The 14,681-nt window shown below is 67.7% G+C and carries 6 protein-coding genes and 1 pseudogene; 2 read left to right on the top strand and 5 right to left on the bottom strand.

Features of this window, described 5'->3' with window-relative positions:
- Nucleotides 1-1,515, bottom strand: a pseudogene (locus tag ACWDN5_RS33240) (hypothetical protein); the annotation flags it as partial.
- Nucleotides 1,422-2,195: a hypothetical protein gene (locus ACWDN5_RS33245; RefSeq protein ID WP_449679066.1), complete on the bottom strand. Its 774-nt coding sequence runs from the start codon at nt 2,193-2,195 to the stop codon at nt 1,422-1,424. The gene ACWDN5_RS33245 and the pseudogene ACWDN5_RS33240, both read right to left, overlap by 94 nt.
- A gap of 478 nt (nt 2,196-2,673) precedes the next feature.
- Here ACWDN5_RS33245 and ACWDN5_RS33250 point away from each other — a divergent pair, with 478 nt between their 5' ends.
- Nucleotides 2,674-3,246: a hypothetical protein gene (locus ACWDN5_RS33250; RefSeq protein ID WP_449679067.1), complete on the top strand. Its 573-nt coding sequence runs from the start codon at nt 2,674-2,676 to the stop codon at nt 3,244-3,246.
- A 439-nt stretch (nt 3,247-3,685) separates the two neighbouring features.
- Here the strand turns inward: ACWDN5_RS33250 and ACWDN5_RS33255 are convergent, their stop codons facing one another.
- Complete coding sequence (locus ACWDN5_RS33255; protein ID WP_449679068.1) at nt 3,686-5,344, bottom strand: DUF2079 domain-containing protein; 1,659 nt, start codon at nt 5,342-5,344, stop codon at nt 3,686-3,688.
- Between the two features lie 333 nt (nt 5,345-5,677).
- On the opposite strand from ACWDN5_RS33255, the gene ACWDN5_RS33260 reads away from it, so the two are divergent.
- Nucleotides 5,678-11,878, top strand: coding sequence for a PA14 domain-containing protein (locus tag ACWDN5_RS33260; protein WP_449679069.1), 6,201 nt, complete (start codon nt 5,678-5,680; stop codon nt 11,876-11,878).
- Nucleotides 11,879-12,428: 550 nt separating this feature from the next.
- Here ACWDN5_RS33260 and ACWDN5_RS33265 read toward each other — a convergent pair.
- Together ACWDN5_RS33265 and ACWDN5_RS33270 are read right to left on the bottom strand one after the other, a co-directional pair.
- Nucleotides 12,429-14,063, bottom strand: a complete 1,635-nt coding sequence (locus tag ACWDN5_RS33265) for a hypothetical protein (RefSeq protein ID WP_449679070.1) — start codon at nt 14,061-14,063, stop codon at nt 12,429-12,431.
- Nucleotides 14,060-14,587 carry an RNA polymerase sigma factor gene (locus ACWDN5_RS33270; RefSeq protein WP_449679071.1) on the bottom strand — a complete coding sequence of 176 codons (528 nt, stop codon included), beginning with the start codon at nt 14,585-14,587 and terminating at the stop codon, nt 14,060-14,062. Before ACWDN5_RS33270 ends, ACWDN5_RS33265 begins: the two co-directional genes overlap by 4 nt.
- Nucleotides 14,588-14,681: the final 94 nt, after the last annotated feature.

The raw sequence follows: 14,681 nt of genomic DNA on the forward strand, positions 1-14,681 counted from the left end.
CATCCAGGGGTCCCAGGCGACCGGGCGGCGGGTCGCCGTGCACGTCTCGCCGAGCAGGATGCCGCGGCGGTCGCCGACCTCCGCGGTCGCCGTCGCCGTCGCGACGAAATTGCTGCTTCCCGCCACGCCATCGGCGGTCCACTGGCCGCCGTAGCAAGGCGCCGTGCCGGCGCACCGGCTGTCGTCGAGCCGGCGCAGAGTGATGGTGGCCGTATCCGGATCGGTCCAAGGATTGCCCTTGGCGAGCTTCTTGGAAAAGACGATCTGCCATTGCCCGGTCAGGTCGGGGGCAGGGGTGGAGGGGTCGTCCCGGACTGTCGCGCTGTCTGCGGAACCGCCGAGCGGTTCACCGGGGCCAGAGCCGGGTGGCGACGACGGCCGGGTGGCCGGATCGGGCGACGAAACGGCCGGAGGCGGCGCGGGCAGCGGCGAGTCCGCTGCGCTCGGCGAGGCCGCGGCTGCCGGTGGTGTACTCGTCTCCGGGGGAACACTCGGTGCCGCGAGGGCGGACAACGAGCTCGGCGCACTACTGGCCGAAACGGGCGGGCCGGCGGACGCGGGCAGCCCGAACAGCACTCCGGCCAGGAGCAGGATCCCGGCGACGGCCTTGCGCAGCACAACCGGGTGCTCCTGCACCAGCCTGAGCGCCGTGCCGTCGAGGATCGGAACCCGCAGGAGCACCTGGGTGACGGATTCCGTGCCTCGGCTAAGCAGCCCGGGTGCGCGGGTGACCAGGCCGTTACGCAGCGCGCCAGCCCGTTCGGCGAGCCGCCGGTGACCGTGCGCCCTGGCGGAGTCGATCAGGGCGGTGAGGAGCTCAGCCGCTTCCGCAACGCGCCCGCTGTCGGCCCGGCGCGCGGCCAGCGCGTAGGTGAAGTAGGCGATGTCGGTGCGGGAGCCCGTGTGCCAGGCCGCGCGGAGGCCAAGCTCAAGCACGTCGTCGCCGCGGTACCACCAAGGCGTCGGCAGGAGCTTCACCGACACGACACGCGCGAGCACCAGGGCGTCCCACGGCCGGTCGTGCGCCAGCAGCCGACCCAGGGTGCGTTCGAGGACGTCGAACTCGGCCGTGAGCTGGCCGGCATCGGCCGTCTCGTGGGCCCACGAGGAGACACGAGCGAACAGTGGCCACGGTGGATTGGCCGGGGTCACCACCTGCGGGACGAGCGGGCGCACCCGGTACCGGCCCGATTCGTCCTCGACCAGGCCCCCGTCGACGAGTTTGCGCAGGCCGGCGGTGGCCAGCAGCCCTGCTCCCCAGGAAGCATCGGGGAAGACCAGCAGTTCCTGCAACGTCGTCACGGCCGGCTCACCCAGCTTGGCGAGCACGCGGCAGACGATCATGGCATAGGCGTCGGGATCAGCAACGTCGGTCACGATTCCCTGCACACCGGCGGTCCGCAGCGCGGCGGCGAATTGCGTCAGCGTGCCGGGATTTCCGTCGCAGCTGTCGAAAATGCGTTCAGCCTGTTGTTTTCCGCTGCCGAAAGCGGCGCCCCGAGCTCGTTTTGCCACAGATCGACTGCGTCTGCGCGGCTCAGCCCGGCCAGTGGAAGGGACTTGACCAACCGGGCGGAATCGGTGCGCCGGGTGGCGATGACGAACACGCTGCCCGGCATGGCGTCGAGCAACTGCCGGATCTCTGCGGCCGGCCACTCGACGCCGTCCAGCACCACGAGGGCACGGACGCGGCCGAGCAGGCGCCGCGAAGCGGCCTGTTCGCCGTCGTAGCACTCCAGGGCCAGGTCGCGCAGCACGTCATCGGGTGTCATACCGGGAACGAGCACCCGCCGCAGCACTCCCTCGCAGCCGGGAACCGTGCTGGCGGACAGGGCCGCTTCACCGGTTGCGTATTGCAGAAACAGTGTCTTGCCGATGCCTGCTGGGCCGCTGACCAGCAGGTGCCGCCCAGCGGCGAGCTGCTCGCGCAGTTCCGCCAGCTCACGGTCACGACCCAGGCACGCGGCTCGCTGCGTCCACGGCAACGAGGACGGCAGGCTCTTCCGTCGGACGGTGCCGGTGGCCCGTCGGCGCGCGTCGACGGCCTCGAACAACCGTTCCAGCGTCGATTCGTCCAGCCCGGTCACCTGGTAAAGGTGACCGGCCTGGACCGTGATGCCGTTGTTGACGTTGACGAAATTCGAGATCTTTCCGAGCTCGGATGCGTCCGGGCCGCCGGACCCCGTGGACTCCACTGCGGATGCCCCTGTCCTATGAAACGAAAGGAGTAGATTAGCGCAATTCCCGGGCGGTCTCGCGCCGCCCCCGCGGTGTCAATCTTTTGTCCGGGAAACGTCGCGATCCGGCCGGGCGATGGCCGGGTTGCAGCATGGTGGGTCGGGGTGGACGCAAGGGGGGGAATTGCCGGTGGTCATGAGGTTCCACGTGCGACCGGAGGCTCATCAGGTAGCCGTCGGGCTGGTGGCGATCTGTTCCGGGCCGCCGTTGCGCCGCGGTAGCTGCAGGCACGGAGCGCTCGGCGGCACCGCCGTACTTCGCCACGATGCATCGCCTTCTCGTCGGTGTGCCTGAGCGACCACTCCCGGAGCCTCGGGTCCCCGCCGCCCGGAACTGACATGCTCCGCGGCGTAACCCTGCGGCGGATCGCCACGACTGTGTGGCAGAGACCGAGGCCGGAAGACGCCGAGGTAAAGCGGGTGGAGGTGGTTCGGCATGAGCAAGGCGTGGATCGCTCTACTCAGTGCTGTGCTGGTGGCGTTGATCGGGCTCGTGGGTACCATCGTTGCGGCCATGATCAACAAAACGGCGCCTTCCGCCTCGCCTTCGGCGCCGCCACTCGATCCGGCGAGCACCTCGCCGACTCCGACCCGTCCGGCGTGTGATCGCGCGGTGACGCTCACCGAGCCCGAAGACGGCGCCGAGATCGACGGAGTGGCCGGAGTGAAGGTCACGGGACGTGTTTGCGCCCTGCGCCCGGGTGAGTCGGTGTGGCTGTTCGACTACGACGCCTACGACGGAAACTTCTACCTGGTGTACGACCAGAACAGCGGACCTCAGCCGGTCGCGAACCGCAATGACGTCAGCTTCGTCATGCTGGACCAGCCTATCGGCGATCCGGGGGACAAACGCAAGGTCTACACGATCAAAGCCGTCGTGGCTTCGGCCGAGTGCGGCAGGAAAATCGCTCATACCGCTCCCGACGTGGAGGGAAACTACATCTTCCACCCACTGCCCGACGGTTGCACGGTGTCCGACGAGCGCCGGATTCTCGAAAGTCAGAAATAGGGCGGCGACGGCCGGCTGAGAGGTCGTGCAGGTGGTCGTTTGGCATTGTGCTGGCGCACCACTGATTCGGCTCGAGGCCGCGGCGTTGCCCCTGACGAAATCCGAGCGGGTGTGGCTGGAAGCGATCCTGACGACCTCGACTGCGGCCGGTCGAGGACCGATATCGTCCGATGAGTCGGTAGCACCTGTGATCTCGGTGTTGTAGTGACCAACTGTTCGGCTGACCGCGGGCCGGCACAGGTCGACCGCAGCGGGCAGGCATTCGTAAGGCTCCAGCTGCCGCTCGGCGCCCGGCTATTCGATGGCGATTGTGATGTGAGCGCTTGAGACTCGAACCCATAGGGGCCGAGGAAGGGAAGTGGGCGGAGAGTTGCCCGGTTCCCCGCATAGCCGAGGAATTTGCGGAACGACGTGTCCGGGTGGCCATGCTAATGGGAATTCAGTTGATGCGGTATAGGCGTCCGCCGTGGACGGCGAGCACGGTGACTGGTCCGTTGGTTGGGCCGCTTGTGGCGTCCCACGCCGTCGCGCCGGGTGCGGCCTTCGTAGTCTGTGCGACGGTGAGGGGTAGGCCCGTGATGCCGCCGCCGGTGACCGTGCCGGTCTGGTCGGTGATGAGGACGCAGTCTGGCCGTGCTCCGTTGACGACGGCCCAGCCGGTGATGATGCCGCCGACATCGGTGGCCGGAGCGTCGAGTGCTCCGGCTGCCTTGGCTGACTGCGGTTGCGCAGTGGTCAGGTCGAGGTGGCTGCCGAGTTCGGGGCCGTGGCAGCCGAGCGTGAAGTTGTCGTTGAATGGGTAGGCACCCAATGCTCGCGCTGCCGGTCCGGCGGCCCGCTGGATGTGCAGGGCATCGAGGGCGGCGGGGGCGTCGACGCGCAAGGCGATCGCGGCCAGGCTGAGCGGGGCATAACTGCGACGGACTTCGTCGGCCTTCCCGCCGCCGATGGCGTGGGTGACCAGGGACAGTGCGACGACCGTCACGACGAGGTACCGCTTCGGCCACTGTGGACGGTGCAAGGTGACCAGGACGAGTACCGCGGTGGTGGCCAGTGCGGCGAGCAGGACGTACCGGCTGATCAGCCCGACGTTCCCGCCGGGGACGTTGGCCGTGGTGCGGCCGAGCGCGAGCATCAGGGCCAGTGCGAAGGCGTAGCAAGCCACGCCCGCCCAGCCGGCGTCGGCCGCCGGCCGGTCGGTGGTCGTTCGGCGCAGCAGCAGCGCGAGCAGAGCGATGGTGAAGCCTCCGGCGATCACCGCGAGAACGGCGATGTCCACCGACCACAGGCCACCAACCGCGGCGGCGGCGACGGAAAGCCGTCCGTCCGGGTCGAAGGCGTCCGTCGCCCCGGACTGGGTTCCGGCGGGTTTGGTGAGCCACCAGACGACGAGGACCACCAGCCCGGCCGCCGCGGGGAGCAGGACGCGGAGCCGCGATTCCCTGCGCAGCCAGGCGATTCCGGCGATCACGAACCAGATCGGCAGTGCGGCACCGAAACTCAGGCAGCCCAGCGCAGCAGCTGTGTACGCGCCGACCCGGCGACCGTGGTGCGCGCAGGCGATGGCGATCGTGCAGAACATGATCGCGGGAACCCAGCTGATCCCGTTCGTGCTCTGCAGCCACAGTTCGGTGGCGTGGGAGCTGAACAGCAGCCAGGACATGGCCGCGATCAATGCCACTCGTGTCGTCGGGTTCAGCTGCCGCGGCAGCATCGTGCTGAGCGCGAACACCGAGACGGCGAGCAGGGCGACAGTCAGGACGGTTAGGACGCGGTTGTCCCCGCCGAACCACGCGGCGTCGGCGTAGAACAGCAGGGACGGCACGACGAACGGCTGGTCGAGGTGGTAGGTGAAGACCTGGCCGACCAGGAGGTGGCCGTTGTCGTCGGTGATCTTTGCGAAGACGTGCCAGTAGTCGAGCAGCACGTGCATCTTCGGCGCGCGTACCGCGGCCAGCAGCGCCAGAGCGGCGGGAACGGCCGCGAAGACCCAGAGCGCCGCGAGGCCGAGCCGAGGCGCGCCGTCGCGGCGGACCTTCGCGGTCGTGCGCGGGATCGGTGCGGGGACGTCCGGAGCGTCGAGCGCGGGCTGAGGCATCGATCTCCTGCCGAAGGGCGATATGTGGTCCGGCGACGGCAGGACCGGCGGCGATTGTAGCCGGTGAGCCTTCGCTGGCAGACGGTGGCAACCGGGGCCGTTACCGGGTCAGTGATCGGTTGGCAACTGTGTGATTCGTCTCACTCGATGGTGTAACGACGGTGTGAGGTCCCGCCGATGCTTGGTGCGGGCGAGGGATGGGAATTCCCGACCCTGGACGAACTGGGCATCATCTGCGCGGAGCGTCCGGCATAATCTCGCGGCGGCGTGGTGCTCCGTGGGTCATTGGGGGTGGCCATGGCGGATGCCAGGTCGCCGGGGGAGGAACTGGCCGTGCTGCGGTTGTCGCGTCCTGTCCATCTGGTCCGCTGGGTCAGAGCGATCGTGCTTGCTCTGACTGTGACGCTGCTTGTCGGCAGCACTGAAGCGATTGCTGCGCCACCGCGCGTGGCGGAAGCGCCGAAGCCGATCGATCCGCGCGACGTCGGGTTGCTTTCGTCGGCTGCAACGGCGCCCGCTGTGCCGCAGGCGCCGTCGAAGGCGGATTTCGCAGCTCAGAGCCGGTTGGACGGTGGCGTTGGCACCCACTTTGACCCGCAGCGGTCGACGCCGGTGTCGCGGTCGATGTTCGTCACCGAGTACGTCAACGCCGACGGCACGCACTCGGTGCGGCAGTCGAACCAGCCCCTGAACGTGCAAGACGAGCACGGCCAGTGGCAGCCGGTCCAGACGACCTTGGCCACCGACCCGGCGACCAGGCGCGCCGACGCCGACCACCACCCGCTGAGCCCGTCACTGGCCACCAAGGCCGACGCCGCCGCGGTGCTGCAGGTCGAGTCCGGCGGCCACACCGCGGGCCTGGCGCTCGACCAGGCCGCCCCGGCGACTGCCGCGGTGAAGGGGGACTCGGTCACCTACCCGGAGGTCGCCGCCGGAACCGACCTCGACTACGAAGTTACCCCGGGCGCCGTGAAGGAGACCATCAAGCTCAAGCGCCCGCCGGCCGACGGCCGCTCGTCGTGGAAGTTCAAGCTCACCACCGGTGACCTGACGCCGAACCTGGAGCGCAGCGGGGCCGTCACCCTGGCCGACAAGAGCGGCGCGGCGAAGATCGTGCTGCCGCCGATCGAGACCTGGGACTCCGCGGGTAACGGCGAGACTGCGCCGGCGATGACGGGCGGCGTCTACACCCTGGAGAAGGCGGGCACGGACTGGTGGCTGACCGTCGCGGTCGACCCGAACTGGCTGCGCGACCCGAAGCGCGTGTACCCGGTGTTCGTCGACCCGACCTTCACCTACGGCGTCACCGAGTCGCACTCCTACCGTTCGGACGGCACGAACTGTGACGCCTGCGGTCTGCGGATCGGCAACAGCCAGGCCAAGGGCGACACGTACAACCGCAGCGTCTTCCACATGGACTACTCGCCGCTGTTCGGCAAGACCGTGGTCGGCGCGCGGATGGACCTGACCCGCAACACCAGCGTCGTCGGGTCCCTGAAGACGTGGAACGCAAACCTCTACCACGCGTCGGCGTTCAACTTCAACGGCGTCGGCGGCTACATGACCAGTGCGCTGGTCGGTGACGTCGGGAGTTTCGTCGGCGAAGGCATGACCGGGTTCATCCGTGACCGCGTCAACGCCCGCGACGGCTCGGTGTTCTTCATGATGATCGGCGCCGAGAACCCCGGGACGTGGACGTACAAGAACCTCAACGCCACCCTCACCGTCGACACCGGCTCTCCCGCGCCGGCCACGACGCTGGTCGGTCCGGCAGACGGCACGGTGTCGACGTCGCTGACCCCGACCCTGGCGGTCAACCCGGTCACCGACCCCGATGGCGAGCAGGTCAAGTACTGCTTCCGCATCGCCACCGGCGCCGACGCCAAGTCCGGCGTCGTGGTCGAGTCCGGCTGCCTGACCACGCCGACCTGGACGGTCCCGGCCGGGATCCTGCAGGACGGCGTCGCCTACACCTGGCAGGCGATGACCTACAGTGGGACCACCACAATCACCCCGACATGGGTGGGCCATTTCAAGATCGACCAGCGGATCGGTGACCACGGCCCCTCGCCGGTGGACACCGTGGGACTGGTAAGTGTCAACCTGGCCAATGGCAATGTCTCGACCTCGGCGGGGTCGCCGTCGTTCACCACGGTCGGCGGCAATGCGGGTCTGAGCTTCACCTACAACTCGCAGCAGGTGGAGAGCAAGGGGCTCAAGGCGTCTTACTTCGCCGACCTGTCGCACAACGGAATCATCAACGACGCGCAGCAGCCGGTGCTGGTGCGGACCGAGCCGCAGGTCAACGTCGACTGGGGCACTGACTCGCCCTTTGCGCCGGCGTTGCCGGCGGACTGGTTCGTCGCGCGCTGGGAGGGCTTCTTCCAGGCCCCGGTGACCGGGACCTACCAGTTCGCGGGTGTGCATGACGACGGCGGCACTGTGTGGATCAACGGCGCCAAGGTCTACGAGGTCAACACCGCAAGTGACCTGAACTGGACCCAGTCCACCAATGTCTCGTTGACTGCGGGGCAGCGGGTGCCGATCAAGGTGGAGAACGCCGAGGCGACGGGTGCGGCGAAGATGCGGTTGTTCGTCCGCACCACTGACAACACCACGGTCGCTCCGCAGATCGTCCCGGCCGACTGGTTGTTCACCTCCGACCTGCCGGTGCTGCCGCAGGGCTGGACCCTTTCGGCCGACCTCGATGGTGATGGCTCGAGTTACACCGAGGCCAAGGTCACCGACCAGAACATCGTGCTGACCGACGCCTCGGGAGCCAAGCACACCTGGTCCAAGAAGAGCACCGGCGGCTACACAGCCCCGGACAACGAGGACGGCACCATCGCCCTCGACACCGCTGGCAAGATCGCCCTCAACGAGGGCGGCGCGATCTACATCTTCCGCGCCGACGGCAAGCTCGAGACCCAGACCAGCGTGCTCGACGGCCGCAAACCCGCGACGCTGCAGTACCTCTACGACGGGACACCGTCACGGCTGCGGGAGATCAAAGACCCCGTCTCACAGCGCTCCCATGTCCTGCACTACAACCGTCCCGGGGATGACTGCTACGGCAGTGTCGCCCCGCCGCCCGGCGCCGCGACGCTCCCACCATCGCAGATGCTGTGCCGCATCACCTACTGGGACGGGACTGAAACCCGTCTGTGGTACTTCGGAACAGGATCGCTCCAACTCGGGCGCATCGAGGACCCGGGCTCGGAGATCACCGACTACGGCTACAACGCCCAGGGCCTGCTCGGCGCGACCCGCAACAGTCTGGCGAACGACTGGATCGCCGCCGACCCCGCCAACCGTCAGGCCAACGCAGCCGACCTGATTACGTCTGTCGGTTACGACACCGCAGTCAAGCCGAAGGCCACCAGCGTCACCTCGCCCCCACCCGCCCTCGGCCAGCCGCGCCCCGGCCGGGCATACCGCTACGACCCAGCCAACCGCCAGACCTTCGTCGACGTCCTCGGCCTCACCCCGGCCACCGGGTTCTTCACCAAGGCGACCTACGACGACGCCGACCGCCTCATGACCACGACCGACGCCACCGGGAAGACGACAGGCCAGACCTGGAACGCAAAGGACCAGAAGCTGACCTCGACCGACGCCGCAGGCCGAGTGTCGACCACGGCCTACGACTACGCCGACCGCCCCACCGACACCTACGGCCCCGCACCGGCATCCTGCTTCACCGGCCAGACGCCGACCGCCGCCTGCGTCGCCACCGTGCCGCACACCCGGACCGGCTACGACGAAGGCATCAACGGTCTTGCCGTGTCCTGGTACGACAATGATCAGCTCTCCGGAGCGCCGAAGGCCTACACCACCGGACTAGGTACCGCGGACGGCACGTTCGTGAAGAACTGGGACGCCGCGGCGCCCACCGCGGGAATCCCGGCAGACCACTTCTCGCTGCGTGCGGCAGGCGAACTCGTCTTTCCCGCCGCCGGTGACTACACACTGCGGCTGCTCGCCGACGACGGCGTCCGTGTCTGGGTCGACGACCAACTCGTCATCGACGACTGGATCAACACCACCCCTAAGTGGCGCCAAGGCGTCGTGCACGCCGACAACGCCGGCCAGGCCAAACGGATCCGCGTCGACTACTACGAGTTCGACCTCACCTCCCAGCTGGAACTGCACTGGACCACACCCAGCGGCACCCAGCAGCCCGTTCCCGGTACCCAGCTACGCCCGCGCTACGGACTGACCACGTCCACCACGACGTCCGAGTCGGATGGTGTCCCTGACAAGGTCGCGACGACGCAGTACGGCCAGAACGGCCTCGATCCGATCTACGGACTCGCGGCCACAACCACAACCGGCAGTGGTACGACCCAGCTGACGAGCAACACCAACCACGAAACCCCCGGTACCGGCTACCTACGAGAACTCAGTCGTACCGCGCCCAGCGGCGCGGTCACGACCACCGCGCACTACGGAGACACCGAAACGCGCACGAATCCCTGCGTGACCGGCAGTCCTGCTGTCAACCAAGGTGGCATGCCGAAGGTTGTCACCGGCCCAGCGCCGGCTACCGGCGCCGCCCGAACCGAAGAAGAAGTCTACGACGCATCCGGACGCGTCATCGCCAGGTCGATCGCAGGTGATTGGACTTGCACCACCTACGACTCGCGTAGTCGGGTCACCTCCGTCAAGACGCCCGCCAACTCCACGGCAGGCGAACGCACCACTACCCGAAACTACGCCGTCGGAGGCGACCCGCTCACGAGCTCCGTGTCGGACCAGTTCGGCACGATCACCACTCGCACCGACCTCCTCGGCCGCACCATTTCGTACACCGACGTCCAGGGAACGCGGACAGACACCACCTACGACGCCGCCGGCAGGATTTACCAAGAGACCGTGACCCCGCCCAATCCGGCCGACCCCGCGCAGGTCACGACCTACGTCAACGACGACGCCGGCCGTATCTTGACCACCAAATTGAACAACACAGTCCTCGCCACAACGACCTACGACAACGCCGGGGAACCGGCCTCCGTGACCTATGCCAACGGAGCTGCTCTTACCTCGATCGGAAAGGACAACGCCGGCAACACGGCGTCCTTGACCTGGAAGACCAGCGACAACGCGACCATCACCGCCCAGGTCAGCCGGACCCGCGCGGGAACCATCTTCGATGAGTCACTCGGAGGCAGCGACGCGCGCCCGGGCGGCCCCAACTTTATCTACGATCTCGCCGGCCGGATGACGGAGGCCTACGTCACGGGCCACCACTACACCTACGATTTCACTTCGTCGGCTGCGGCGACGTGCCCGACGGGTGCGCGTGCCAATGCCGGCGCCAACACCAACCGCGTCCGGCTGCTCGACCAAACCAGTTCGGGCACCGCCGAGACCACCTACTGTTACGACTCCGCAGACCGGCTCCTCGCCACCACTGGCGCGACCGCCCTGACCGGTATCGGCTACGACAGTCACGGCAACACCACGCAGTACACGATCGGGTCCAACAGCACCTACCTGGGCTTTGACGCCGCGGACCGCAACCTCACCGCACGCACCACCGGTGCGGACCCGGCGGACATCGCCTACGTCCGAGACGCAACCGACCGCATCGTGCGGCGCAATGCAGCCCAGGGTGACACCACGACTGACGTCCTTTACGGCTACACCGCCGATGGAGACAGCGCCGATCTCGCCTACTCCACTGACAAGCGGCTGTTGACCCGCACGCTGACGCTGCCCGGCGGAGTCCTCTACACCGTTCGGGGTGGTGACGGCACCACGGCGCCGACCTGGGACCTGCCGGACGTGCGCGGCAACATCGCGCTCACCTGCGACAACACCGGCAAACAGGTCGGCGGCCTGCGGACGTACACCCCATACGGTCAGCCGCTCACGCCAAGCGGCGCGGTCGACCCCGACGCCGTGCCCGACAACCAGCCCGGCCAGATGGACAATGGCTGGCTCGGACAACACCAGAGACCCTACGAGCACGCCGGGTCGCTCGAACTCGTTCAGATGGGCGCTCGGACCTACAACCCCCTCCTCGGGCGCTTCCTTTCGGTCGATCCGGTCGAAGGCGGATCCGCGAACGACTACGACTACGTTCTCGCTGACCCGATCAACAAGACCGACCTCAACGGACAGTGGTGGTCCTTCCTCAGCAAAGCTGCCAACTGGGTCGCCGACAACTGGCGCCCCATCCTGCAAACAGCTGCGGTCGTCGGCGGTATTGTCGGCGCCATTGCCTGTGGCGTCAGCGTTGTCTGCGGCGCAATCGTCGGGGGCGTAGCAGCGTTCGCCGGTTACGCCGCAGCGAACGCCGGTACACCGAACTGGTCCACCGCCGGTGCTATCCGCACCACTATCCTCGGCGCTGCAGGCGGAGCGCTCGGCGCTGGACGTGCGCGGATCGGCGCCAATCAGGCGAAGCCCAGCGGTCGAACCCTGAGGAACGCTAAGGGGCGGGTCGTCTACCGCAAACGGCTCTTCTATCGCGGCGGACACTGGTCTAAGTCGGCGAAAGGCTGGCGTCGGTGGAGCTGGCGACGATGACCCGTACAATGGCGTCGTCGCGCTTGCTTCGAGATTGGAATCGTATGTCGCTTAAGGACAGGTACCCACGCCTTACCCCGGTGCGCGCATTCACCATTCTCGGATTGATAATCATTGCTGGGTTGATAGCTTTTATTGGGCCTCACAATGAGTGGGTCATCGGCCTGACTACGGGGCTGCTGGTTTCAGCGGCATCGGCACTTGGCGTTCGTTGGCGAAACCAGGATGCTGACCGTAGAGATGGTAGTTAGATAGAACGTCAGTACAGGAATCTCGGCCCGGCGGCAGGGCGCTTCGAGTGTCGCCGGGCTTTTCTGCGCCACCGAGGCCTGAATTGGGCACCTGTAGCCTGAAGCTAGCGAATTGAGTTATAAGCAAGGGACGCTGAGGCTTGAGCGGGCTTATTCTGGGACTCGTCACAGGCGGCTGCGCCTGGCATTCTAGGTTCGGATGTGCGGCAGGTTCGCGCTCAGCCGTCTCCACCCGCCGATGGACACCACGTTCGATCTGAAAGTCGCTCTACCTGACGCCCCACGTATCGCCCAGCAGTTCATGATCGCGAAACCACGGCCAAGACTACGGGGACGGACGACGAATAGCACGAGCGCGAGCTCCGGGCTGCCCTCCCCGGACGCTCACCACGACTGACTGTCGTCGGCTGCCTGGATGGCGGCGAACTGGTCGCCGTTGTCGGCGTGACTCCCAAGTGCTCTACCCGCCTCTGTACAGCGAGCAGATCCGCCAACTGGATGGTTGCATACCCGTCGCCGTTCTCGGCTTGGGGGCGCAGGACCTGGATGGCGTTATCGACCTGCCCCTGTTTGATCAGCAGGTCAATCAACCAGCGGGCGGCGTAGTCGTCCCCGCGGTCGGCGAGTTCCTGGCATAGAGCAAGGGCTTCATGGTCGCAGCCGCGGAGTTCGGCGTTGTCGGCGAGGCCTGGGGTGTCGTCGGTGTGATGGTGGCGGAGCAATGCCTGCCACGCGGTGTCGGGAAGTGGCTCGATGCGGCGAACCCGTAGGGCGTGCTGGTTAAGGTAGTCGGCGACCCGGTAGCCGGCGATGGTCCCCATGCCGACGGGAACGGGAGTGAGCGCGGCGATGGCACCGGACAGCCGCCTGGTGGCGTAGTTCAGCGCATCATCGAGCCACCATGACGGTGCAGTGGCCACGTCCCGTTCGTTCAGGTATCCGGGTGCGGCGGCGTCGAGGTAGTCGCGGGTGAGGGGAGCGTGGGCGCCGACTCGGCGGGCGTCGAGCGCGGCGGTGATGACCGCCTTGGCGTAGGCGGGCGCCAGTTCCCAATGACGAATCAGTTCGAGCCCCCCGGCCATCACTTGTGTGAGGCCGGCGTCGGAGGTGTCAAGCGCGACTCGGAGCCGGCGATCGATGTCGGCGAGGTTTTCGGCGCGGCGCCGTTCGTGGGTGTTGAACGCGGCGGGCACGTGCAGCACCTCGGCTAGGTCGAGCAGGCGCCGATCGTTGGCATACGGGTCCGGCCGGCCGTTCTCGGGCAGCGCCGTGCGCTTGCTGTGTTCGTCAGGCCAGCACGTCGCGACCAGCACCACGCCGGCTGCGATCAGCTCGCGGACCTGGCCAGCTGGCACGCCTGCGGGGTGGTCGAGGTAGTCCTGCAGCTCATCCAGCCACAGCACCGTCCGCTCGGCCGGCTGGGCGGCGAACGCCTGCAGCGCGGCGAATGCCTGCAGCGCCTCGGCGTCGCTTGGGTGCAGCAGCCACCAGTCCGGCACCACCGCCTGCACCGCCTCGAACAGGGCGCGGGTCTTCCCGACCGATGAGTCCCCGACCAGGACGACGAACCCGCCCTGCTCACGGGCTCGCGTGAGCTTTGCGCGCAGGTCGGCGTCGAGATCGCGCGGCACGTACAGCGGCAGCCCATCTTCACCCGGCCCGGACTGGGCGTGCTCGGGGGACTGGGGCTGGGCGGTCTGAATCGCGGCGTGCACTCCCAGTATCCGCGGTCGCGCGTCACGGACCCGCACCGCGCCCGACGGGCCCCGCTGATGCTGGTTCACTACCTGATCCAGCGCCTCCCCAGGCCCCTCGGCCGCGGCCCGCTGCACGGCGTGGAGCACCGCGGCGCGGTCGACGTCGGCGTTGACCGACTGCACGAAGTCCTCGTCGGCCTCGGCCAGCCAGTTGTCGAACTCCTCGTCCTGGGTCATCGAGTCCTCCTCCGCGGCTTCGTCGTGTCCGGTATCTGTCCTGCTGCCTGCGAGGTGCGCAGATGCTTCATACGCTCGCGCGCGTGCCGCAAGTTCGACCGGACGGTCGTGGGGGTCGACCCGGTGATCACGGCTATCTCCGCGGGGTCGAACCCGTCCAGGTACCAAGCCATCACTTCGCGCTGGGCGTCGGGCAGCTGCCGCAGAAGCGCGACGACGGCTGGATGTTCTTCCACCACGGCGCGCGGCTGATCATCGGCCAGGTCGGTGGTCGACCAGCAACCGGCGATCGCCGCCTTCACGCTGCGCGGGCCCTCGGCGAGCAACCGGAACGCAATCCTCCTACTGACCGTGCGCACCCATGCCTTCGGGGCGGCGACCTCTGACCACTGCCGCAGCAGCTCAGTCATGGCCTCCGCTGCGGCATCGCGGGCGATCTCCCGGTCGTAACCGGACTTGCACAGGAACCCCACCAGCCGATCGAAGTCCCGGTCGAAGAAGGCGGTGAACTCCTCATCGGCCACCCCAGACCACCGCGCCCTCCTTCGCTGACACCAACCCCGTCCCCGGTGAGTGCACCGGCAGCAGTCCCGCGTGCAACGCGAGACCCAATATTGT

This window comes from Amycolatopsis sp. NPDC003731 (assembly GCF_053586895.1).